This window comes from Microbacterium paraoxydans (assembly GCF_019056515.1).
Lineage (GTDB): Bacteria > Actinomycetota > Actinomycetes > Actinomycetales > Microbacteriaceae > Microbacterium.
Map to the genome: position 1 here is coordinate 894839 of NZ_CP064873.1, position 21344 is coordinate 916182.

Genomic DNA, 21344 nt, shown 5'->3' on the forward strand with positions numbered 1-21344 from the left:
CTGCATCCCTCCCCGGCGGGGACCTCGATGTCGGTGCCGCCGCCTAGACTCGAGAGGTCATGACCGAAGCCCCTCTCATCGTCCCCGGTTCCGTCGGCCCGCAGTCCTCCGGCGCCCCCGCGCAGGACGACCTCCTCGCCGGCCTCAACCCCCAGCAGCTCGAGGCCGTCACGTATCGCGGCCCCGCGCTGCTCATCGTCGCCGGTGCCGGCTCGGGCAAGACGAGCGTGCTCACGCGCCGCATCGCCTCGCTCCTGCGCAGCCGCGAGGCGTGGCCGAGCCAGATCCTCGCCATCACCTTCACCAACAAGGCCGCCGGCGAGATGCGCGAGCGCGTCGAGGGGCTCATCGGCGACGCCGCGCGCGGCATGTGGATCTCCACATTCCACTCCGCGTGCGTGCGGATCCTCCGCCGCGAGGCGCAGCAGTTCGGGTTCACCAAGAACTTCACCATCTACGACTCCGGAGACTCCCGCGCCCTCCTCAAGCGGTTGGTCAAGGAGCACGAGGCCGACGCCTACGGGCTCACCCCGGCGGCGGTCCAGGGGCGCATCTCCAAGCTCAAGAACGAGCTCTCCGATGCCGAGTCCTACGCGCGACAGGCCAACATGAGCGACCCGGCCGAGCGCGTCTTCGTCGAGGTCTTCGCCGACTACCAGCGCCAGCTCCAGAAGGCCAACGCCTTCGACTTCGACGACCTCATCGGGCAGACGGTCTACCTGTTCCGGGCGTTCCCCCAGGTCGCCGACACCTACCGCCGCCGCTTCCGGCACATCCTCGTCGACGAGTACCAGGACACCAACCACGCGCAGTACGCGCTCATCCACGAGCTCACCCGTCCGGTGTCCGGCGTCGGCGCGACCCCCGAGCCCTACGCCTCCAACGGCATGATGATCTTCGAGCCCGACCCCGAGCCGGCGCCGGGCGCCGGTGAGGCCGGGGCGTCGCTGACGGTGGTCGGCGACTCGGATCAGTCGATCTACGCCTTCCGCGGCGCGGACATCCGCAACATCAGCGAGTTCGAGCGCGACTTCCCGGGGGCGAAGGTCGTGCTCCTCGAGCAGAACTACCGCTCGACGCAGAACATCCTCTCCGCGGCGAACGCCGTCATCGGCAACAACTTCGACCGCAAGGACAAGAAGCTCTGGAGCGACCGCGGCGAGGGCGACAAGATCATCGGCTTCACCGGCTACTCGCAGCACGACGAGGCCCAGTTCGTCGCCGACGAGATCGAGGCCCTGCACCGCAAGGGCATGCCGTACTCGGAGATGGCCGTCTTCTACCGCACGAACTCGCAGTCCCGCGCGCTGGAGGAGATCTTCATCCGCTCGGCCGTGCCCTACAAGATCATGGGCGGCACGAAGTTCTACGAGCGCGCCGAGATCAAGGACGCGCTGGCCTATCTCGTGGCGGTCGCCAACCCCGCCGACGAGATGGCGGTGCGCCGCATCCTCAACAAGCCGCGGCGCGGCATCGGCGACGTCACCGAGACCGCCATCGCCCGCTTCGCCGAGGAGCACGGCATCTCCTTCCGCGACGCCCTGTCGCTTCCGGGCCAGCTCGGCGTCGGCCCGAAGATCCAGGCCGCCATCGCCCAGCTCGACGCCGTGCTCGCCGAGGCGACCGCGATCACGCTGCCGCCGACGGGCGAGGTGCCGCCGCCCACCTCCGTGGCGGACGGGCTCAGCCTGCTGCTCTCCAAGAGCGGCTACCTCGACGCGCTGCGCGCCAGCCGCGATCCGCAGGACGAGGCCCGCGTGGAGAACCTCGACGAGTTCGTGGCCGTGACCCGCGACTTCGCGCGCAACAACCCCGAAGGCACCATCACCGACTTCCTCACCGAGGTCGCGCTGGTCTCCGACGCGGACGACCTCGACGACGAGTCCGGATCGGTCTCGCTCATGACCATGCACACCGCCAAGGGCCTGGAGTACGACGCGGTCTTCGTCACCGGCGTGGAGGAAGACCTCATCCCGCACCGCATCTCGGCGGGGGAGCCCGGGGGACCGCAGGAGGAGCGACGCCTGTTCTACGTGGGCATCACCCGCGCCCGCAAGCGCCTGCACCTGTCCCTGGCGATGACCCGCGCGCAGTTCGGCGAGGTGACGGTCGCCATGCCCAGCCGGTTCCTGCAGGAGATCCCGGCCTCCCTCATCGACTGGAGGCAGTCCCCGGGCGACGTGAACTCCCGCGGGGGCATGCAGTCGCGTGCGCTGAACGCCCGTCGCTCCGGTGGGTCCGGCGACCGCTTCGGCGTGAAGGCCCTGCCCCGCGAGTCCCTCAAGCCGCTCTCCACGGCGATGGACAAGATCCCCAACCGCGTCACCGCCAAGATGCGCGACAACGGCGACCTCGAGCTCGCCGCCGGCGACCGCATCCGGCACGACGACTTCGGCGAGGGGAGGGTCGACGCCGTCACGGGCGAAGGCGCCAAGCGCATCGCCCATGTCCGGTTCGACACGGCAGGGCAGAAGAAGCTGCTCATCAAGGTCGCCCCGATCCAGAAGCTCTGACGTCGCGGCGGAGAGGGCGGGGAGACACGGTTAGGCTGGCTCCCATGGCCCTCTTCTCCCGCCGCAAGAAGTCCGGCGACGACGCCGTCGCTCCCGCCCCCTCCGCCGCTCCGGCCACCGAGAGCGAGGAGGACGCGAGCACGGCGACCGAGGAGTCGGAGGCTCCGACGGCCGAGGCCTCGCCCACCGTCGGCATCTCGGTGCAGGCGTTCCGCGGTGTCGGCGCCGAAGCCGGGCCCGAGGTCGCGCTTCCGGATCCGGAGGCCGCAGCGGCAGCCGCAGCGCCCGCTGCCGCGCCGACGCCGCCGAGCTCCACCGCGGAGCCCGCGGCACGGCCGGCCGAGCGGAAGCTCCCGCTCGCTCCCGCGCTCCCGCCGGAGCAGACCGAGACCGTGGCGGGGATGAAGGACAACGTCCTCCTGCGCGAGTCCCTGGCGCAGATCGAGGCGGGGGCCTCGAACGCGCAGCTCCTCGGGGTGCTCCGCCAGGCTCTCCAGGGGCACCTCTACATCCGCGTGAACGGCGATGCCCGCGCACAGATCAGCGAGGGCAAGCCGCTCGCCGTCGCCGTGGTCCGCGACGGGGAGCGCCAGTTCATGCTGGCGTTCAGCTCGGCGGCCGCCGTCCGGGATTCCGTGCAGCTCGAAGCCGATCCGTCCGCGACCTCCGCTGTCGCCCAGCCGACGACCTCGGTGATGCAGCAGGTCGTCTCCGGCGACTTCGCAGGTCTCATCATCGACAACGCGTCCGCGCCGCATCGTGTGGTGTTCCCCACCGAGCTCCTGCAGAAGACGCTCGAGCAGGCCGACGTCGACATGACCGTGAAGTCTCTGCTCGCGGCACCGCGGGAGCAGGACTCGCCCGCCAAGGTGGGCGAGGCTCTCGCCACAACGCGCATGTGGGTGGCCGTGAACGACGGATCCGGAACCGGGCAGGTCGGCATCGCCGAGGCGCAGACCGCCGACGGCCGCCGCTTCCTCCAGCTCTTCTCGCACCCGCTGGAGGTCATCGCGCTCGGCCGGGGCGATCGCCCGCTGCCGTTCGAGCCGGACCAGCTCGCGAAGGTGCTGTCGAGCCACTCCGAGATGGCCGGCGTCATCATCGACTCCGCAGGGCCCTCCATGGTGGTGGAGCGCGACGCCCTCGCGCCGGTGCTCGTGCGCGCGGTGCGGATCGAGGACTGACGGCGCGCGCACCCGGAGTCGCCGGGGGTTCCGCGGGTCGTGACCGCGCCCTAGGGTCGGAGCATGGCCTCTGAACGCGTGACCCTGACCGTCGCCGACACCGATGGAGAGCGTGAGGTCGCGCTCTCCAGCCCGAACCGGGTCGTCTGGCCCGACCTCGGCATCACCAAGGCCGAACTCGCCGAGTACGTGCAGCTCGTGTCGGTGCCGTTCCTCGCGGCGAACGGCAACCGGCCGGTGTCCCTGGAGCGCTTCCGGGACGGCGTGGGGACCGCCGGAGGACCGCGGCCGGAGGGCTTCTTCTCGAAGAACCCGCCCAAGGGCACTCCGGACTTCGTCGACGCCGTCACGGTCACGTACAACAGCGGCCGCCGCCATCCTCAGATCGTCCTGAACCGCACCAGCGCGATCGTGTGGGCGGTGCAGATGAACACCATCGTCTTCCATCCCTGGGCGTCGTTGGCGACCGATTCCGACAACCCCGTCGAGCTGCGGATCGACCTCGACCCGCAGCCGGGCACCGGCTTCGCCGAGGCCGTCCCCGCGGCCCACGCCCTGCGGGAGGTGCTGCGGGAGGCCGGCCTCGAGGCGTTCGCGAAGACGAGCGGCAACCGGGGCCTGCACGTCTTCGCCCCGATCGAGCCCACCCACGAGTTCCTCGACGTGCGGCATGCCGTGATCGCCGCCGGCCGGGAGCTCGAGCGCCGGATGCCGGACCGGGTCACGACGAACTGGTGGAAGGAGGAGCGCGGCGAGCGCCTCTTCGTCGACTTCAATCAGGCCAACCGCGACCGCACGATGGCCGGCGCGTACAGTCCGCGTGCCCTCCCCGGTGCGACCGTCGCGACGCCCGTGCACTGGGAGGAGCTCGACGATCTCGACCCGCGCGCCTTCACCGTGCGGAGCATCCCGCAGCGGCTCGAAGAGGTCGGCGACCCGTGGGCCGACATGCAGGCGAAGCCCGGGCGCATCGACACGCTCCTGGAGTGGTGGGAGCGCGACACGGCGAACGGCCTCGGGGAGCTGCCCTTCCCGCCGGAGTTCCCGAAGATGCCGGGCGAGCCGCCGCGCGTGCAGCCGAGCAAGAAGAACGCCGCGAACTGGGACGCCGACGGCAACCCCGTCGACGACTGAGCGGGCTCAGCTCAGGACGTCGGCGAGGTCATAGCCCTCGACGGTGTCGAGCTGGTCGTACGTGCAGGAGCGGGCGTCGCGGTCCGGCCGCCACCGCTCGAACTGCACGGTGTGACGGAAGCGGGCGCCCTCGAGCTGGTCGTACCGCACCTCCAGCACCCGCTCGGGACGCAGCCGCACGAACGAGACATCCTTCGACCCGCTGAACCGCGAGCGCTCGCCCTCGCCGGTCACCGCCGCGCCGTCCTCGTCACGCTCGACCAACGGTGCGAGCTCCTCCACGAGCTGCTTCCGCTTCGCGTCGCTCCATGCCGCGACCCCGCCGACCTGACGCAGGGTCCCCTCGGCGTCGTAGAGCCCGACGAGCAGCGACCCGACCCCGGTGCCGGACTTGTGGATGCGGTAGCCGAGGGCGACGACGTCGGCGGTCCGCGCGTGCTTGATCTTGAAGAGGGTGCGCTTCCCCGGTGCGTACGGCTGCGCCAGCGGCTTGGCCACGACGCCGTCGAGGCCCGCGCCCTCGAACTCCTGGAGCCAGCGGACGGCGGCGTCACGGTCGCGGGTGGTCCTGGTCAGGTGCAGCGGGTGCTCCACGGACTCCATGAGCGTCTCCAGCCGGGCCCGCCGCGTCTCGAACGACTGGTCGCGCAGGTCGTCCTCACCGGAGGCGAGCAGGTCGAACGCGATGAACAGGGCCGGGGTCTCGACGGCGAGCTTCGCGACCCGGGAGGCGGCCGGGTGGATGCGCTGGCTGAGGGCCTCCCAGTCCAGACGCTGCGCGCCGTGCGGACCCGTGGCCACGACGATCTCGCCGTCGAGGAGGCAGGGCACGGGCAGCAGCTCAGGGATCGCATCGACGAGCTCCGGGAAGTAGCGCGTGAGGGGCTTCGCGCCGCGGGACCCGATCTCGACCGTCTCGCCGTCCCAGGCGATGAGCCCGCGGAACCCGTCCCACTTCGGCTCGTAGAGCAGCCCGCCCGGGGTCTTGTCGGGGTCGGGGACGGCCGCGACGGCCTTGGCGAGCATGGGGGCCGGGATCTCGTAGCGCATGCACCCATCCTGGACCGGGCGGCGAGCGGGGGAAAGGGCCGGGTCAGCCGAACAGGTCGTCGAGTTCCGCGGGCGTGCCGGCGTCGTGGAGCACGGTGTGTGCCGCGTGCCACCCGGCCATGCCGTTGACCGCGGGTCCGGGCGGAGTGGAGGCCGACGCGAGGTACACGCCCGGCATCGGCGTGCGCCACGGCGCGGGGGAGAGGACGGGGCGGCGCAGGGCCTGACGCATATCGAAGACGCCGCCGGAGATGTCGCCGCCGATCTCGGCCGGGTTGATCGCCTCGCGGGAGGACGCCGGCACCGCGTGGTGGGCGAGGATCCGGTCGCGGAAGCCCGGCGCGAACCGCTCGACCTGCGCGGTGATGAGCTCGGTCGGGTCGAGGTCGGAGCCGTTCGGCACATGGATGTACGCCCAGAGCACGGCCTTGCTGTCGGGCGCCCTGGTCGGGTCGAAGAGCGAGGGCTGGACGGCCAGGACGTACGGGCGCTCGGACACGCGACCCACGGCGACCGCGTTCTCGCTGTTCCACACCTCGTCCCTCGTCCCGGCCACGTGCACGGTGGGCGCGTTCCGCACGTGCTCGTTCGTCCACGGGATGGGGCCGTCGAGCGCGAAGTCGACCTTGGCCGCCGCGGCGCCGTAGCGGTACCCACGGAGGGCACGGGCGTACGACGCCGGGATGTCCGGGTGGGTGAGGGCGAGCCGGGGGGAGGTGTTGAGCAGGAGCACGTCGCCGCGGTCGGGGTCTCCCCAGTCCAGCGCGGCGAGGTCGGTGACCCGGGTGCCGGTCTCGATCGAGCCCCCGTGAGCCTCCAGGTCGGCGATGAGGGCGTCGGCGATCACCTGCGAGCCGCCGCGGGGATAGGGCCAGCCGCCGGCGTGGGCGAGTCCGGCCAGCAGGAGCCCGGCCGCAGCCCCCGCGAGCGTGGGCTGGGGGGAGTTCGCGTGCGCGACGACTCCCGCCATGAGCGCGGCCGACTCCTCGGTGCGGAAGGCGGCGCGCGCCAGGGGAGTGCCCTGGTCGAGCATGCGGATCGCGTAGCGGACCGCGGTGACCGGGTCGTGCGGGAGGCGGAGGAGCTGGTTCCCGGTGAAGTCCGTGACGCCGTCGATGTGGGTGCTGAGGGGGCGGAGCCGGCGCCGCCACGCGTCGCCGTCGATGCCGAGCTCGGCCGCGGTGCGCTCGATGTCGCGCCAGGCGATGGCGGCACGGCCCCCGTCCAGCGGATGGGCGAACGAGATCTCGGGGCGGATCCACTCGATCCGCTCGTCGAGCCCGAACGCCTGGAAGAACGGCGAGGCCACGGCCGCAGGGTGGACGGCCGAGCAGACGTCATGACGGAAGCCGGGGAGGGTGGCCTCCTGGGTGCGCAGGCCGCCTCCCACCGTGTCCGCGGCCTCGAGCACGCGCACCCGGTAGCCGGCGCGGGCCAGGGAGACGGCGGCGGCGAGGCCGTTCGGTCCGGATCCGATGATCGTCGCGAGTGCCATGCGGCCAGTCTCGCACGCGAGCCCGCGGTCAGCGGAGGGGGTTGCGCCGTGCGATCCTGGAAGGGATGAATGAAGTCCAGGGCCCGACCCCCGCCGGCACCTCCCGTCCGTACCGCTCGCTTCCCGAGGCGCTCCGCGCCCATCGCATCGATCCGGTGAACCACGCGTTCATCACCGAGATCGTCGAGGCCGCGGGGGTGACCTCGCTGATCGACCGCGGTCGCTACATCGAGGCGATCCGCCGCGAGGGGGCGGCGCTGCACATCGGCCGCACGTACACTAACGGCTTCACGGAGGACGAGGTCGTGACCGTCGGGTCCACCCGCCTCCGCCTGCAGCCCAGCGAGGGGCGCGCGCCCTACTTCTACGTCACGCACCCGAGCGAATTCGCCCCGCAGGCCCCGGTCAAGGCCAAGCGCTCCACGACGCCGCGCACCCCCGCCGCTCCCCGCACGCCCGCGGCTCCGAAGCCCGTCGAGCGCGACTACGGCGTGTGCGACGTGTGCTTCATGGTGAAGACCCCCGCCGGCGGCTGCGGCTGCGACTGATGCCCGCCGCCTCCGCGTCGCGCCGCGGCGTCACCGTCCGCGAGGCGGAGTGGCCGGGTGACGCGGCCTTCGTCGGTGCCGCGGTGTCGACGTATCTCCGGCAGACCGAGCAGGAGAAGCACGACGTCCTGGGTGACCCCGCGGAGCCCGAGGCCGAACTCCCCGAGCGGTACCGGCCGGAGGTCCGCGATCCGGCGACCGCGTACGCCGGCGGACGGGTGCTCGTGGCGGAGCTCGCCGGGGCTCCGGTCGGCGTGGTGATCGCGCTTCCGCATGCCGGGTACACCGAGATCAAGCGGCTCTGGGCGGATCCGGCGGTCCGCGGTCGCGGCGTCGGTTCCGCGCTGCTCGACGCCGTCCTGGTGGAGGCCGAGGGCGCGGTGCGGCTGTCGGTCTGGGACTGGCGCGACGCCGCGATCCGGCTCTACACATCCCGCGGCTTCCGTCCCGTCGACCCCTGGGACGACCGCGACCGCCTCCTCTGCTTCGAGTCGCGCACTTCGCTGCATCCGGCCGCCGAATCCAGCACAGTGCGCGATTCGAAGGGCTAGGCGAAGGCGCTCATTCCGGTGATGTCGCGGCCGAGCAGCAGGGCCTGCACGGATTCGGTGCCCTCGTAGGTGTGGATGGCCTCGATGTCGGCCAGGTGCTGCATGACGCCGTTCTCCAGGAGGATGCCGTTGCCGCCGAGGAGATCCCGCGCCGTCGCGGCGATCCGCCGGGCCGCCCGGGTGTTGTGGAACTTCGCGAGCGAGGCCTGCGTCGGCCGCAGCGCCCCCGCCTGCTCCAGATCGGCCATGCGGCGGCAGTAGAGCTGCATCGCCGTCAGATCCTCCAGCATGTGCGTGAGCCGCTCCTGCACCATCTGGAACTTCGCGAGCGGCTTGCCGAACTGCACACGCTCCTTCGCGTAGGCCAGCGCCGCCTCGTAACAGGCCGTCGCGTGACCCAGCGCCGACCACGCGACCCCGGACCGGGTGGCGTACAGCACGGTCGAGGCGTCCCTGAAGCTCTTCGTCCCCGGCAGCACCGCGTCCCGCGGCACCCGAACGTCGTCCAGGCGGATGTGGGCCTGATGGATCGCGCGGAGGGAGGCCTTCCCGCGGATCACGGTGCCGGTGTATCCGGGGGTGTCCTGCTCGACGAGGAAGCACCGCACCGCGCCGTGCTCGGCGGCGGACTCGTCGTCGACCCGCGCCCAGACGAACGTGATCCCGCCCGAAGCGCCGTTGCCGATCCACTTCTTGGCACCGCGGAGCACCCAGGAGTCCCCGTCGCGGCGGGCCACGGTCTCCAGCGAGACGGAGTCGGAGCCGTGGTCGGGCTCGGTCAGGGCGAAGGAACCGAGCACCGTGCCGTCGGCGAGTGCCGTGAGCCAGCGGTCCTGCTGGGCGGGCGAGCCGAACAGCGCGAGCGTCCGCAGCGCGAGCCCGCCCTGCACCGCGAGGATCGTGCCGAGGGAGCCGTCCCCGCGCGAGATCTCCATGTTGACCAGGCCCGCGGCGAGCGGCGAGAGCCGGGTCAGCGCGGGGTGGTCGACGCCGTCGACGACGAGGTCCATCTCGCCCATGCGGCGGGCGGCGTCGAGCGGGTACTCGGCGCGGTCCCACGCCTCGGCCATCTGCGGGGCGACCTCATCGACGTACCCCTTCGCGCGGTCCCAGGCCTCCCGGTCGGCGGCGGGGATGTCGGCGAAGACCGCGTAGTAGTCGCTGTCCTGCCGCCCGGTGACGTCGTAGGACGAGACGCGCTCGCCGGGCAAGGGGGAGGCTTCAGTGCTCATGGGTGCTCCTTCGTGACACCAGGTATCGTACTCCTCGATACTCGGTACCACGACCGCCCCGGTCGGCTCAGTCGAGCTCGGAGCGGAGCCTCCTGGTCACCTCGGCGATCGGCATCGACCGGGGGAAGACCGCCACCACCACGTCGTCCGGAGCGCCCGCGTCGGCGGCCTCGCCCACGCCGTACCGCCGACGTGCATCCGCGAGCGCGGACTGGAGGGTGGACAGCGGCACCTTCTTCCGTCCGCGCAGGAGCTGCCGCAGCACGTGGTTGTGCACCGCCGTCACGAGCGCGGCGAAGCCCACCGCGTCCAGCGGATCCACCCCCGGCAGGGCACTGCGCAGGTACTCGTCGAACAGCCGCTCGTAGCGGAACACGGTGATGATCTCGCGTTCGCGGAGCACCGGCACCTCCCGCACGATCTGGTAGCGCCGTCGCGCGAGCTCCGGGTCGTTCGCGAAGTGCGTGAACACGGACTCCGATGCCGCGCAGACCGCGCCCCACGGATCGTCGTGCCCCTCGTCGAGGAACTCGCGGAGCTGCTCCAGCAGGACCTCGTGATCGGCGAAGACCACGTCCTCCTTGCCGCCGAACTGCCGGAAGAAGGTCGACCGGGAGACGCCGGCGGCCTTGGCGATCTGCTCCACGGACGTCTGGTCGAACCCCTGGGCGCTGAAGAGTTCGAGCGCGGCGGCGACGACGCCCCCGGTGCGCAGCTCTGCGGATTCGTGCATGGCGAAAGCCTAGACCGCCGTGGGGCTCGCGCCCGACGGCCCCGGCGAGAGCACGCCGCTGACGCGGTTCCAGAGTTGCACGCGATGGGCGAAGTCGGCCAGCGCCTCCTGCTCTGCGGTGAACACCCGCAGCGACCCCTCGATCGGCTGCGCGCGCTCGTCCTGGATCCAGGTCTGGTAGCCCTCTCTGCCGTACGACACCACGACGGTGTTCGTCTTGCCCCGGGGGTCGTCGAAGAAGCAGAAGCCGACGGAGCCTCGCGCGCGGAGGTCGGCGAGGACGGTGTCGCGGTTCATGCGGATGCTCCGGGGACGGCCAGCTCCCGGACCAGGCCGAGACGCAGGTAGAACGTGAGGGGGAGGGGCAGCAGGAGCTGGGTCGCGCCGCCGGGGTCGCCGAAGGCCGGGGCCACCGTGCCGCGGAAGATCGGGGCGTCCCAGCGGTAGTAGCCGATGTCCACGAGGTCGTCCAGGTCCCGTCGGAGGACGGCGTCCTCCGAGCACTCGTATGCTGCGCGGATGTGGACGCAATCGCCGACGACGAGGAATTGGTGGTACGCCGCGGGGTTCTCGACCCAGGGCAGGGAGCGCTCCGGATAGGCGGCCGGCCGTCCGTTCTCCACGAGGTAGACGTAGCGCGTGTTGAGCGGCCCGTACATGTCCCACACCTCCGCGCCGCGGGGGAGCGGCTCGCGATCGATCGCGACGCCGTCGGGTCCGATCCACAGCTCCGTCATTCCCGGCCCTCGATCCGTCGGACGGCGTGCGAGTCCGACGCCCGGTAGCGGCGCGCGATCCGCAGGAAGAAGTCCAACGCCTCCGACTCCGAGTCGAAGCGGACGGGATCGTGGAATCTGCCGCCACGCTCGTCCGTCTCCCACACGATCCACGCGTCGCCGTCGCGGTCGATCCACGCCGATGACTGTGGTCGACCGGTGAGGCCGAACCAGTTCGCGGTGGCGGTGAGCTTCTCATCGGCGATGATGCGCTGCACGTCGTCGGAGGTGAGCTCGGTCATGGAATCTCCTTCAATACGCCGAGTGTGATCAACTGTGCGGCCGTGAGGGGAAGCTGGACCTGCACCCCGCCACCCGTCGAGCCGAACCCGGGCGCGATGTCTCCTCGGTAGCCCTGCGAACCCAGATACTCGGGCTTGAACCCGCCCGCCAGGAGTTCGTCCTTGACGTCTTGCGGAGCGCGGTCGTAGACGCTCCGAAGATCGGACATGTCGCCGACCACTTCATAGCGGTGGTAGTGGGCCGGGTTCTCCACATACGGGAGGGACCGCTGATCGTAGGTATACGGGCCGCTCTCGGGGACCGGGGATGTGTAACGGCCCTCCGGAGGACCGTAGCGGTCGAGGACGTCCCCGACCTGTGGAGTGTGCGGCTGCCGGATCGGTTCCCCGCCCGAATCCAGCACGTACCCCTCGCCGGGAACCTGGCTCCAGTCGATGCTCCCGTCGGGCTGGAGCACGTCCGGTCCCTTGGGGATCTGGACGTCGGGCGGGAGCGTGCCGTTGTCCGCGAAGTCGTCAGCGTATTCCGGGTAGTTGCGGTCGAGGTACGTCTGGATCTGCTCGTCTGTGAGCGTGCTCTGGTCGCGCACGCTGGGGCCCGCGGGGCCGGAGCCGCCAGGCGAGGTGCCGTCGGGAGACGAGCCGGCGGGGGACGAGCCCCCGGGGGAACTGCCGTCAGGGCCGTGCGGGGCTCCGGGGCCGGACGGGCCATGCCCACCGCCCGGGCCGCGCGAGAAGAGGTCGCCGAGGCGCTGGAACAGCGACTTGAGCTCGTCGAGGTGCTTCGTGAGGGCCGTCACGGCATCCACGAGCTTGAGCACGGTGCCGGAGATCCGGGCGGTCATGGCCGAGACGCGACTCGTGGCCTGCGCGATGACGTACGGGGTGGCGGTGCCCAGCGACACGACGAGCGTGCTCGCATAGGAGATGAGGGAGCCGACCAGCTGCGACAGGGTGTCGCGGACCAGCTCGTGCACGATCTGCACGAGCATGGACGCGGTCTCCATGCCGGTCCTCATCCCGCCGGCCCAGGCAGCGGCCGCGGAGATGTGGGCGGCGACGTCGGACTGCAGCCGGAGGTAGGCCGCGATCGCCTCGCCCGACATCGAGCTGACGTCGGAGAGGCGGGCGTCGAGGGTCTCGCCCGCCTGCTGCAGCTGCTGCGCGATGTTGCCCCAGGTCGCCGCGAAACCGGCGACTTCGCCCGCATCGCCGGTCAGGTCGTTGAGCCAGCCCTTGAGCGGCTCGAGGTGGTCCATCAGCCACCCCAATCCCGCGGCGATCAGCGAGCCGAGCGGATCCATGGCCGTGGCCACGGTGTTCGCGAGGGCGGAGAAGGACGCGAGTCCTCCGGAGACCCAGTCCCCGCTCTCGATCGCGTTCACGAGGTCGTAGCCGTCCTCGAGCAGACCGGCTCCGCTGAACGGTGTCGTCGGGTCGATCGGTCCCGCCACCAGCGGGTTCGGCGGGGTCATCGGCGAGCGCCCTCCACGGACGACAGCAGCCCGCGGATCGAATCGAGCTGACGCTGCTCTCCCTCATCGAAGTCGTCCGCCAGGCCGCGGAGCTGCTCCTCGGACTTCTCCAGCATCGTCGCGGCGGCGGTGATCGCCCCGGCGGCGATCGACGAGACGATCTGTGCCGGGGGGACGAGGAAGGCGCACATCACGCCGAAGGCGCCGCCGCCCACGTTCATCGAGCCGGCGGCGTTCTCGGCGAGCCGGACGTCCGCGGCGATCTGCGCGACGCGCTGGGCGTGCTGGCGGACGGTCTCGGTGTCGACGGCGATCAGCTCGGCCATCAGCGGTACTCGATCTGCGGTCGGCCGTCCTGACTCGGGTCGGGGAGCTCGGCGATCTCCTCACGCAGATGCGCGACCGCCGCGTCCTCCGCGCCGAACGCCTCCGCCGCGATCTCGACCGCCCGTGCTCCCGCCGCCTTCTGCGCGGTGGCGGCGAGGGTGACGATGAGGGCGCCGAGGGCGGCGGGGGAGCGCTGCAGAGCGGCATCCGTGAGCGCGACGTCGGCGAGGCGCCCGGAGGCGTCCACCGTCACGGTGACGTCGCGGCCCGGAGAGGTCGCCTGCTCCCGCACGCCTGCGATGTCGTCGCGCACCTGCGCGGCCTGCGCGGCGCGGCGCTCCGCGTCCTTCACCTGCTGCTCGATGCGCGCGCGTGTCGCCACCGGATCCGACCAGTCGAAGGTGTCCGTCATCTCGTCTCCCCTGCCTCGACGCTCAAGAATCGTACCGGAGGCGTCGGCGCGTCGGGGAGGGCGTCGGGGCGTCGGAGCGCTCAGCCTGCGGTAGTAGGCTGGGGGACTGGTCGATGTCTCGACATCGAGAGAATCACCAGACCAGACCGCAGCCCAGTGAAGGAAGCACAGTGGATCTGTACGAGTACCAGGCACGAGACGTTTTCGAGAAGTACGGAGTGCCGGTCCTCGCCGGCATCGTCGCGGACACCCCCGAGGAGGTGAAGGCGGCTGCCGAGAAGATCGGCGGTGTCGTGGTCGTCAAGGCCCAGGTCAAGACCGGAGGCCGCGGCAAGGCCGGCGGTGTCAAGGTCGCCAAGACCCCCGACGAGGCGTACGAGGCCGCGAAGGCCATCCTCGGGCTCGACATCAAGGGCCACGTCGTCAAGCGCGTCATGGTCGCGCAGGGCGCCCGCATCGCCGAGGAGTTCTACTTCTCCGTGCTGCTCGACCGTGCCAACCGCTCCTACCTCTCCCTCTGCTCCGTCGAGGGCGGCATGGAGATCGAGCAGCTCGCCGTCGAGAAGCCCGAGGCGCTCGCGCGCGTCGAGGTCAACCCGCTGACCGGCATCGACAAGGAGAAGGCGGTCGAGATCGCCCGCGCCGCGAACTTCCCGGAGGACCTCGTGGAGAAGGTCTCCGACGTGTTCGTGAAGCTCTACGACGTCTACAAGGGTGAGGACGCGACGCTCGTCGAGGTCAACCCGCTCGTCCGCACCGAAGACGGCGACATCATCGCGCTCGACGGCAAGGTCACGCTCGACGACAACGCCTCCGAGATCCGCCACCCCGAGCACGAGGCGCTCGAGGACAAGGACGCCGCCGACCCGCTCGAGGCCAAGGCCAAGGCGTCCGGCCTCAACTACGTCAAGCTCGACGGCGAGGTCGGCATCATCGGCAACGGCGCGGGCCTGGTCATGTCGACGCTCGACGTCGTCGCCTACGCCGGTGAGAACCACAACGGCGTCAAGCCCGCCAACTTCCTCGACATCGGCGGCGGCGCCTCGGCCGAGGTCATGGCCGCCGGCCTCGACGTCATCCTCGGCGACCCGCAGGTCAAGAGCGTGTTCGTCAACGTGTTCGGTGGCATCACGGCGTGCGACGCCGTCGCCAACGGCATCAAGGGCGCCCTCGAGACGCTGGGTGACACGGCTTCCAAGCCGCTCGTCGTCCGCCTCGACGGCAACCGCGTGGACGAGGGTCGTGCGATCCTCGCCGACTACGCGCACCCGCTCGTGACCCTGGCCGCCACGATGGACGAGGGCGCCGACAAGGCCGCCGAGCTCGCCAACGCCTGACGCTTCGACAGGATTTAAGGAACAGAACATGTCGATCTACCTCAACAAGGACTCCAAGGTCATCGTCCAGGGCATCACCGGCGGCGAGGGCACCAAGCACACCGCGCTGATGCTCAAGGCCGGCACCCAGGTCGTCGGCGGCGTCAACGCCCGCAAGGCCGGCACCACGGTCTCGCACACGGACAAGGACGGCAACGCCGTCGAGCTCCCCGTCTTCGGCTCGGTCGCCGAGGCCATGAAGGAGACCGGCGCCGACGTGTCGATCGCCTTCGTCCCCGGCGCCTTCACGAAGGACGCGATGATCGAGGCCATCGACGCCGAGATCCCGCTGCTCGTCGTCATCACCGAGGGCGTCCCCGTGGGCGACTCGGCCGAGGCCTGGGCCTACGCGCAGAGCAAGGGCAACAAGACCCGCATCATCGGCCCGAACTGCCCCGGCATCATCACCCCCGGTGAGGCGCTCGTCGGCATCACGCCCGCCAACATCACCGGCAAGGGCCCGATCGGTCTCGTGTCGAAGTCGGGCACCCTGACCTACCAGATGATGTTCGAGCTGCGCGACCTCGGCTTCTCGACCGCCATCGGCATCGGCGGCGACCCGGTCATCGGTACCACGCACATCGACGCGCTCGCCGCGTTCGAGGCCGACCCCGAGACCAAGGCCATCGTCATGATCGGCGAGATCGGCGGCGACGCCGAGGAGCGTGCGGCCGAGTACATCAAGGCGAACGTCACCAAGCCCGTCGTCGGCTACGTCGCGGGCTTCACGGCTCCCGAGGGCAAGACCATGGGTCACGCCGGCGCGATCGTCTCCGGCTCGGCCGGTACCGCGCAGGCGAAGAAGGAGGCCCTCGAGGCCGCCGGCGTCAAGGTCGGCAAGACGCCGTCCGAGACCGCCGCTCTCATGCGCGAGATCATCGAGTCGCTCTGATCTGAGCTACGCTTGACCTGAAGGCCCCGGGCTCCACCCCGGGGCCTTCGTCATACCCCCGGTTCCTGCCGCCCCACCTCCCTCAGGTCGCGCAAATGGCCCCATTCCGTGTCGGAATGGGGCCATGTGAGCGATTCGAAGCGGGGTTAGATCCCGACGCCGAAGAGGGCCTCGATGGGACCGCGGGCGAAGAAGATGAGGAAGCCGGCGCCGACCACCCACAGCAGCGGGCTGATGGTCTTGGCCTTGCCGGAGAAGGCGTGGATGAGCACCCAGCTCACGAAGCCCGCCCCGATGCCGTTGGCGATCGAGTACGTCAGCGGCATGACGGAGACCGTGAGGAACACCGGCAGCAGCACCCGGAAGTCGCCGAAGTCGATGTGCCGGATCTGCGCCATCATCATCGCACCGACGATGATCAGGGCCGCGGCGGCGATCTCGGTCGGGACGATCGAGGTCAGCGGGGTGAGGAACATCGCGATGAGGAACACGATGCCCGTCACGACGTTCGCCAGTCCCGTGCGGGCGCCCTCGCCGATGCCGGCGCCGGACTCGATGAAGACCGTGCTGGAGGACGACGAGGTCGCACCACCGGCGATCGCGCCGACGCCCTCGACCACCAGCGCCGACTTGATGCGCGGGAAGTCGCCGTTGTCGTCGGCGAGGTTCGCCTCCTTCGCCAGGCCCGTCATGGTGCCCATGGCGTCGAAGAAGTTCGTGAAGAGGAGCGTGAAGACGATCATCACGAGCGCGACGAGGCTGACCTTGCCGAGGTCGAACGAGAAGTCGACGGCGCCGATGAGGCTCAGGTCGGGGACGCTGACGGGGGAGCCGTTCAGTGCCGGGACGGTGAGACCCCAGCCGCCGGGGTTGACGACATTGCCCTCATCGTCGACGCCGCGGGCGCCGATGTGCCAGATCGCCTCGACGACGACCGCGAGCACGGTGCCGCCGATGAGGCCGATGAGCATGCCGCCCTTGATGCGGAGTGCGACGAGGATGCCGGTGAGCAGCAGCGTGATCACGAACAGCAGGCTCGGCACGGTGGCCACGGAGCCGTTGACGCCGAGGCCGACGGGCGGGGACGAGGCGCCGGTCGCGGTGACGAAGCCGGAGTTGACGAACCCGATGAACGCGATGAAGAGGCCGATGCCGACCGTGATCGCGATCTTCAGCTGGAACGGTACGGCGTCGAAGATCGCCTTCCGCAGCCCGGTGGCGGCGAGGAGCACGATCACGACGCCGTTGATCATCACGAGCGCCATCGCCTCGGGCCAGGTGACCTGGCCGACGACGGAGAACGCGACGAAGGCGTTGATGCCGAGACCGGCGGCGAAGCCGAACGGCAGACGGGTGACGACGCCGAAGAGGATCGTCATGACGCCGGCGGTCAGGGCCGTCGCGGCGCCGACGGCGTTGAAGTCGAGCATGTCGCCGGCGACGTCCGGCTTTCCGGACAGGATGATCGGGTTCAGGATCACGATGTAGGCCATCGTGACGAACGTCACGAGGCCTCCACGGATCTCGGTGCCGATCGTCGATCCGCGCTTGCTGATCTCGAAGAAGCGGTCCAGGGTACCGGTGGGGCCGGTGGACGCCGGGGCGGGCGGGGCAGTTGTCATCGGGAAACCTCCGGAGAAACGCTACCGTGTCGCCGCCCCCGCGCGCGCCCACGGGGGACGGGAAGGAACTCGTCGTAGTCTCGGAAGCGCTATGCAACGCCTCCTCGTCGCGCTCCTCGCCGCCCTCGATGCCGCCATCGCGGCGGCCATCGGGCTCGTCGTGCTGCTGGCGCCGTTGACGCTCCTCTGGACGCTGGCCTTCGGGATCACGGCCGACTGGGGCGCACTCTGGCCGCTCACCGGCACGCTCTGGGAGTTCGGCCACGGCGTCCCCCTGGAGATCACGATCCCGGACACGCTGCTCGTCGCCCTGGCGATCCCCGCAGACGCCGCGCGGTTCGTCGTCTCGGTCACGCCGCTGGCCTTCCTGCTCCTCACCCTGCTCTTCGCCGCGCGCTCCGGGGGCCGCGCGGCGCGCTCCGGGGCATGGCTTCTGGGGTCGCTGTCGGGGACCGTCGTCTTCGCCGTCATCTCCACGGTCGTCGCCCTCACATCGGCGCTCGGGGCCGCGCGGGTCCCGCTGGCTCTCGCGATCTTGCTGCCGCCCGCTGTGTACCTCGTGGGCGCGGTGTGCGGCGCCGTGCGGGTGGCATGGGAGGACGGCGACGGCGGACTGCTCGACCGTGTCCATGACGTCCTGGACGCCAGGGAGGACTGGGCGCCGGTGCCCTCCTCGATCGTGCGCGGCGCCGCGTTCGCGCTCGTGGGCGTGACGGGAGCCGCCGCGTTGGCCGTCGCCCTGTCGGTCCTCACGCGCGGTGGAGAGGTCGTCGCGCTGTTCCAGGCGGCGCGGGTCGACGCCCTCGGCGCGACCGTGCTGACCCTCGGGCAGCTCGCGTATCTGCCGACCTTCGTGGTGTGGGCTGCCGCGTGGCTGGCCGGGCCCGGGTTCGCGGTCGGTGCGGGGACCGCGGTGTCGCCCGCCGGCACCCAGCTCGGCGTCGTGCCCGGCATCCCGGCGTTCGGCCTGCTGCCGGAGAACTCCTCGATCTGGATGCTCATCGTGGTCCTGATCCCCGTGGCCGCCGGTGCGTTCGCGGGGTGGGCCGTCCGCTCGCGTCTGGTGTGGGAGGGGACACCGCTCGGCATCCCGCAGCGGACCGTGATCGCCGTGGGGATCGCTGCGGTCGCGGCCGGTGTCGCCGCGCTCGCCGCGATGTTCGCGAACGGGTCGATGGGGCCGGGACGCCTCGGGACGGTCGGTCCGGCGGTGCTGCCGTTCGCGCTGTCCCTCGGCGCGGAGGTCCTCGTGGGTGCGGCGATCCTGCTGCTGTCGCCCCGTCACCGGGATGAACTCGCCGAGGAGCGCACGGACCGCTGGATCGCCGAGATGTCCACGCTGACCTCCGCCGACGCCGGCGACGACCGGAGCCCGCACCCGGGCTTCCCGTCCTCCGAAGACACCGCGCCGCTGGACGCGCTGCGCGACCGCGGGACACCGCGCGGACCCGTCGAGGACGATCGCCCCTAGCGGCCCTGCGCCGCCCCGCGGTCGGGACGGCGCCTGTGCGGCACGCCGGTAGACTGGGCGCGTGCTCACGGTCGCCGTACTCATCTCGGGCGCCGGCTCGAACCTTCGCGCCCTCCTCGAGGCCGCTCGTCACCCCGATTTCCCGGCGCGTGTCGTCGTCGTCGGGGCGGATCGCGAAGCCGACGGGCTGGCCCATGCCGAGGAGTTCGGCATCCCCAGCTTCACCGTGCCGTGGCACGAGCACGAGAGCCGCGAGGCGTGGGGCGAGGAGCTGGGCCGTCAGCTCGCCGTCTGGGCGCCGGACCTCGTGGTGCTCAGCGGCCTCATGCGGCTGCTGCCGTCCTCCCTCGTCGCCGCCTATGCGCCGCGGATCATCAACACCCATCCCGCGTACCTCCCGGAGTTCCCCGGAGCGCACGGTGTCCGCGACGCCCTCGCCGCGGGTGTCCGGGAGACGGGCGCCAGCGTGATCGTCGTGGACGACGGGGTCGACACCGGCCCCATCCTCGCGCAGGAGCGCGTGCCGATCCGGGCCGACGACACCGAGCACACGCTGCACGAGCGCATCAAGCCGGTCGAGCGCCGGCTGCTCATCGACGTCGTCCGGCGCATCGCGACCGGCGACCTCGCCCTGACCTCCGCCCCCTGACCCCCCGACGCCCCCGCACGAAGGAGCCCATCATGGCCGGCCCCCGCCACGACCCCACGCTCTACCGCGATCGCGACACCGTGCCGATCCGGCGCGCTCTCGTCTCGGTCAGCGACAAGACCGACCTGCTCGTGCTCGCCGCCGCGCTCGCCGAGGCGGGCGTCGAGATCGTCTCGACCGGGTCGACGGCGTCCACCATCCGCGACGCCGGCTTCGAGGTGACCGACGTGGCCGCGGTCACCGGTGTCGCCGAGATGCTCGACGGCCGGGTCAAGACGCTGCACCCGAAGGTGCACGGAGGCCTGCTCGCCGACCTGCGCCTGGAGGACCACGAGCGGCAGCTCGCCGACCTCGACATCGCGCCGTTCGAGCTCGTCGTCGTCAACCTCTACCCGTTCGTGGAGACCGTGGCCTCCGGCGCCGAGGGTGACGACGTGGTGGAGCAGATCGACATCGGCGGCCCCGCCATGGTGCGGGCGGCGGCGAAGAACCACGCCAACGTCGCGATCGTCGTGTCGCCGCAGTCCTACCCGGCGATCATCGCGGCCGTGGCGCAGGGCGGCACCTCGCTCGCCCAGCGGCGGGAGCTCGCGGCGCGGGCGTTCGCGCACACCGCGGCCTACGACACGGCCGTCGCGCAGTGGTTCGCCGAGGGCACCCTCAACGACCCGGGCGACCTCCCGGCGCACCTGACGATCCAGGCCGAGCGCCTCGCCACCCTCCGCTACGGGGAGAACTCCCACCAGCGCGGCGCCATCTACACCCGCGCGGGCGGCCACGGCATCGCCCAGGCCACGCAGCTGCAGGGCAAGGAGATGTCGTACAACAACTACGTCGACGCGGACGCCGCCCTGCGCGCCGCCTACGACATGGTCAAGCCGGCGGTGGCGATCATCAAGCACGCGAACCCCTGCGGGATCGCCACGACCGCGCCGAACGCCCTCGACCCGATCGCCAGCGCGCACCTCCGCGCCCATGAGTGCGACCCCGTGTCGGCGTACGGCGGCGTGATCGCCGCGAACGGCACCGTGACGCTGAAGATGGCCGAGAACCTCAAGGACATCTTCACCGAAGTCATCGTCGCGCCGTCGTTCGAGCCCGCGGCCCTCGAGGTGTTCAAGGCGAAGAAGAACCTACGTCTGCTGCAGCTCCCCGAGGACTGGCAGCAGGAGTGCATGGACGTGCGCCTCGTGTCCGGCGGCCTCCTGCTCCAGGACGCGGACCGCTTCCCGGACGACATCGTCTCCGTCGCCAAGAACTGGGAGCTCGTGTCGGGGGAGCGTCCGAGCGACGAGGAGATGGAGAACCTGATCTTCGCGTGGAAGGCCTGCCGGGCCGTGAAGTCGAACGCGATCGTGCTGGCGAAGGACAACGCGACGGTCGGCGTCGGCATGGGCCAGGTCAACCGCGTCGACTCGTGCCGCCTCGCGGTGGAGCGTGCGGGAGATCGTGCCGCCGGATCCGTCGCCTCGTCCGACGCGTTCTTCCCGTTCGCCGACGGTGCCCAGGTGCTCATCGACGCGGGTGTCACGGCGATCGTGCAGCCCGGCGGCTCCGTGCGGGACGAGGAGGTCGTCGATGCCGCGCGCAAGGCCGGCGTCACGATGTTCTTCACGGGGGAGCGTCACTTCTTCCACTGACCGAGACCCCGGTCTTCCGCCG

The 21344-nt window shown here is 71.1% G+C and carries 21 protein-coding genes; 10 read left to right on the forward strand and 11 right to left on the reverse strand.

What is annotated here, in order from left to right:
- Positions 1–59 precede the first annotated feature (59 nt).
- The 3 genes from IZR02_RS04245 (at position 60) to ligD (ending at position 4831) form a co-directional block, all read left to right on the forward strand.
- A complete protein-coding gene (locus IZR02_RS04245) occupies positions 60–2513 on the forward strand; it encodes an ATP-dependent helicase (protein ID WP_025103762.1) in 2454 nt (817 codons plus the stop codon).
- Positions 2514–2557: 44 nt separating this feature from the next.
- Positions 2558–3697, forward strand: a complete 1140-nt coding sequence (locus IZR02_RS04250) for an SseB family protein (RefSeq protein WP_025103763.1) — start codon at positions 2558–2560, stop codon at positions 3695–3697.
- Positions 3698–3760: 63 nt separating this feature from the next.
- Entirely contained in the window at positions 3761–4831 is a 1071-nt protein-coding gene (gene ligD, locus IZR02_RS04255; RefSeq protein WP_025103764.1) for a non-homologous end-joining DNA ligase, read from the forward strand.
- 6 nt (positions 4832–4837) lie between these two features.
- Here ligD and IZR02_RS04260 read toward each other — a convergent pair whose 3' ends face one another.
- The gene (locus IZR02_RS04260) at positions 4838–5881 is read right to left on the reverse strand and encodes an ATP-dependent DNA ligase (protein WP_025103765.1); all 1044 of its coding nucleotides are present in this window, start codon (positions 5879–5881) and stop codon (positions 4838–4840) included.
- A 43-nt stretch (positions 5882–5924) separates the two neighbouring features.
- The gene (locus IZR02_RS04265) at positions 5925–7376 is read right to left on the reverse strand and encodes a phytoene desaturase family protein (RefSeq protein ID WP_025103766.1); all 1452 of its coding nucleotides are present in this window, start codon (positions 7374–7376) and stop codon (positions 5925–5927) included.
- Between the two features lie 65 nt (positions 7377–7441).
- On the opposite strand from IZR02_RS04265, the gene IZR02_RS04270 reads away from it, so the two are divergent.
- A complete protein-coding gene (locus tag IZR02_RS04270; RefSeq protein WP_025103767.1) occupies positions 7442–7924 on the forward strand; it encodes a hypothetical protein in 483 nt (160 codons plus the stop codon).
- Positions 7924–8475 carry a GNAT family N-acetyltransferase gene (locus IZR02_RS04275; RefSeq protein WP_025103768.1) on the forward strand — a complete coding sequence of 184 codons (552 nt, stop codon included), beginning with the start codon at positions 7924–7926 and terminating at the stop codon, positions 8473–8475. The genes IZR02_RS04270 and IZR02_RS04275 overlap by 1 nt, the downstream gene beginning before the upstream one ends.
- On the opposite strand, the gene IZR02_RS04280 is transcribed toward IZR02_RS04275, so the two are convergent.
- The 8 genes from IZR02_RS04280 to IZR02_RS04315 all read right to left on the reverse strand — a co-directional run bounded on the left by IZR02_RS04280 (position 8472) and on the right by IZR02_RS04315 (position 13672).
- Positions 8472–9707 carry an acyl-CoA dehydrogenase family protein gene (locus IZR02_RS04280; protein ID WP_025103769.1) on the reverse strand — a complete coding sequence of 412 codons (1236 nt, stop codon included), beginning with the start codon at positions 9705–9707 and terminating at the stop codon, positions 8472–8474. The two genes, IZR02_RS04275 and IZR02_RS04280, sit on opposite strands and share 4 nt — an antisense overlap.
- Before the next feature lie 67 nt (positions 9708–9774).
- Positions 9775–10440 carry a TetR/AcrR family transcriptional regulator gene (locus IZR02_RS04285; RefSeq protein ID WP_025103770.1) on the reverse strand — a complete coding sequence of 222 codons (666 nt, stop codon included), beginning with the start codon at positions 10438–10440 and terminating at the stop codon, positions 9775–9777.
- Between the two features lie 9 nt (positions 10441–10449).
- Positions 10450–10737, reverse strand: a complete 288-nt coding sequence (locus tag IZR02_RS04290; RefSeq protein ID WP_025103771.1) for a hypothetical protein — start codon at positions 10735–10737, stop codon at positions 10450–10452.
- On the reverse strand, positions 10734–11177 hold the full coding sequence (locus tag IZR02_RS04295) for a glycohydrolase toxin TNT-related protein (protein WP_025103772.1): 444 nt from the start codon (positions 11175–11177) through the stop codon (positions 10734–10736). Before IZR02_RS04295 ends, IZR02_RS04290 begins: the two co-directional genes overlap by 4 nt.
- A complete protein-coding gene (locus IZR02_RS04300) occupies positions 11174–11458 on the reverse strand; it encodes a hypothetical protein (protein ID WP_025103773.1) in 285 nt (94 codons plus the stop codon). Before IZR02_RS04300 ends, IZR02_RS04295 begins: the two co-directional genes overlap by 4 nt.
- Positions 11455–12933, reverse strand: coding sequence for a TNT domain-containing protein (locus tag IZR02_RS04305; RefSeq protein WP_025103774.1), 1479 nt, complete (start codon positions 12931–12933; stop codon positions 11455–11457). Before IZR02_RS04305 ends, IZR02_RS04300 begins: the two co-directional genes overlap by 4 nt.
- Positions 12930–13259, reverse strand: a complete 330-nt coding sequence (locus tag IZR02_RS04310; RefSeq protein WP_025103775.1) for a type VII secretion target — start codon at positions 13257–13259, stop codon at positions 12930–12932. Before IZR02_RS04310 ends, IZR02_RS04305 begins: the two co-directional genes overlap by 4 nt.
- Positions 13259–13672, reverse strand: a complete 414-nt coding sequence (locus IZR02_RS04315) for a YbaB/EbfC family nucleoid-associated protein (protein ID WP_025103776.1) — start codon at positions 13670–13672, stop codon at positions 13259–13261. Before IZR02_RS04315 ends, IZR02_RS04310 begins: the two co-directional genes overlap by 1 nt.
- Positions 13673–13842: 170 nt before the next feature.
- Here IZR02_RS04315 and sucC point away from each other — a divergent pair, with 170 nt between their 5' ends.
- On the forward strand, positions 13843–15009 hold the full coding sequence (gene sucC / locus IZR02_RS04320) for an ADP-forming succinate--CoA ligase subunit beta (RefSeq protein ID WP_025103777.1): 1167 nt from the start codon (positions 13843–13845) through the stop codon (positions 15007–15009).
- A gap of 28 nt (positions 15010–15037) precedes the next feature.
- Positions 15038–15940, forward strand: coding sequence for a succinate--CoA ligase subunit alpha (sucD, locus tag IZR02_RS04325; protein WP_025103778.1), 903 nt, complete (start codon positions 15038–15040; stop codon positions 15938–15940).
- 146 nt (positions 15941–16086) lie between these two features.
- On the opposite strand, the gene IZR02_RS04330 is transcribed toward sucD, so the two are convergent.
- Positions 16087–17562 (reverse strand): NCS2 family permease, encoded by a 1476-nt coding sequence (locus IZR02_RS04330; RefSeq protein ID WP_025103779.1) that lies wholly within the window; start codon positions 17560–17562, stop codon positions 16087–16089.
- Between the two features lie 91 nt (positions 17563–17653).
- Between IZR02_RS04330 and IZR02_RS04335 the strand changes: the two genes are divergently transcribed.
- The 3 genes from IZR02_RS04335 to purH all read left to right on the forward strand — a co-directional run bounded on the left by IZR02_RS04335 (position 17654) and on the right by purH (position 21322).
- The gene (locus IZR02_RS04335) at positions 17654–19033 is read left to right on the forward strand and encodes a cell division protein PerM (RefSeq protein WP_062766264.1); all 1380 of its coding nucleotides are present in this window, start codon (positions 17654–17656) and stop codon (positions 19031–19033) included.
- 61 nt (positions 19034–19094) lie between these two features.
- The gene (purN, locus tag IZR02_RS04340) at positions 19095–19682 is read left to right on the forward strand and encodes a phosphoribosylglycinamide formyltransferase (protein WP_062766268.1); all 588 of its coding nucleotides are present in this window, start codon (positions 19095–19097) and stop codon (positions 19680–19682) included.
- Positions 19683–19714: 32 nt separating this feature from the next.
- A complete protein-coding gene (gene purH, locus IZR02_RS04345; RefSeq protein ID WP_062766271.1) occupies positions 19715–21322 on the forward strand; it encodes a bifunctional phosphoribosylaminoimidazolecarboxamide formyltransferase/IMP cyclohydrolase in 1608 nt (535 codons plus the stop codon).
- Positions 21323–21344: the final 22 nt, after the last annotated feature.

Excerpts from the sequence above, each read along its gene's own strand:
- sucD (WP_025103778.1), top strand. The coding sequence starts at position 15,038 with ATGTCGATCTACCTCAACAAGGACTCCAAGGTCATCGTCCAGGGCATC.
- IZR02_RS04265 (WP_025103766.1), bottom strand. The coding sequence starts at position 7,376 with ATGGCACTCGCGACGATCATCGGATCCGGACCGAACGGCCTCGCCGCC.
- IZR02_RS04260 (WP_025103765.1), bottom strand. The coding sequence starts at position 5,881 with ATGCGCTACGAGATCCCGGCCCCCATGCTCGCCAAGGCCGTCGCGGCC.
- IZR02_RS04250 (WP_025103763.1), top strand. The coding sequence starts at position 2,558 with ATGGCCCTCTTCTCCCGCCGCAAGAAGTCCGGCGACGACGCCGTCGCT.
- purH (WP_062766271.1), top strand. The coding sequence starts at position 19,715 with ATGGCCGGCCCCCGCCACGACCCCACGCTCTACCGCGATCGCGACACC.
- IZR02_RS04295 (WP_025103772.1), bottom strand. The coding sequence starts at position 11,177 with ATGACGGAGCTGTGGATCGGACCCGACGGCGTCGCGATCGATCGCGAG.
- ligD (WP_025103764.1), top strand. The coding sequence starts at position 3,761 with ATGGCCTCTGAACGCGTGACCCTGACCGTCGCCGACACCGATGGAGAG.
- IZR02_RS04310 (WP_025103775.1), bottom strand. The coding sequence starts at position 13,259 with ATGGCCGAGCTGATCGCCGTCGACACCGAGACCGTCCGCCAGCACGCC.
- IZR02_RS04285 (WP_025103770.1), bottom strand. The coding sequence starts at position 10,440 with ATGCACGAATCCGCAGAGCTGCGCACCGGGGGCGTCGTCGCCGCCGCG.
- IZR02_RS04330 (WP_025103779.1), bottom strand. The coding sequence starts at position 17,562 with ATGACAACTGCCCCGCCCGCCCCGGCGTCCACCGGCCCCACCGGTACC.
- IZR02_RS04270 (WP_025103767.1), top strand. The coding sequence starts at position 7,442 with ATGAATGAAGTCCAGGGCCCGACCCCCGCCGGCACCTCCCGTCCGTAC.
- IZR02_RS04245 (WP_025103762.1), top strand. The coding sequence starts at position 60 with ATGACCGAAGCCCCTCTCATCGTCCCCGGTTCCGTCGGCCCGCAGTCC.
- IZR02_RS04305 (WP_025103774.1), bottom strand. The coding sequence starts at position 12,933 with ATGACCCCGCCGAACCCGCTGGTGGCGGGACCGATCGACCCGACGACA.
- IZR02_RS04300 (WP_025103773.1), bottom strand. The coding sequence starts at position 11,458 with ATGACCGAGCTCACCTCCGACGACGTGCAGCGCATCATCGCCGATGAG.
- IZR02_RS04335 (WP_062766264.1), top strand. The coding sequence starts at position 17,654 with ATGCAACGCCTCCTCGTCGCGCTCCTCGCCGCCCTCGATGCCGCCATC.
- IZR02_RS04280 (WP_025103769.1), bottom strand. The coding sequence starts at position 9,707 with ATGAGCACTGAAGCCTCCCCCTTGCCCGGCGAGCGCGTCTCGTCCTAC.
- IZR02_RS04275 (WP_025103768.1), top strand. The coding sequence starts at position 7,924 with ATGCCCGCCGCCTCCGCGTCGCGCCGCGGCGTCACCGTCCGCGAGGCG.
- IZR02_RS04290 (WP_025103771.1), bottom strand. The coding sequence starts at position 10,737 with ATGAACCGCGACACCGTCCTCGCCGACCTCCGCGCGCGAGGCTCCGTC.
- IZR02_RS04315 (WP_025103776.1), bottom strand. The coding sequence starts at position 13,672 with ATGACGGACACCTTCGACTGGTCGGATCCGGTGGCGACACGCGCGCGC.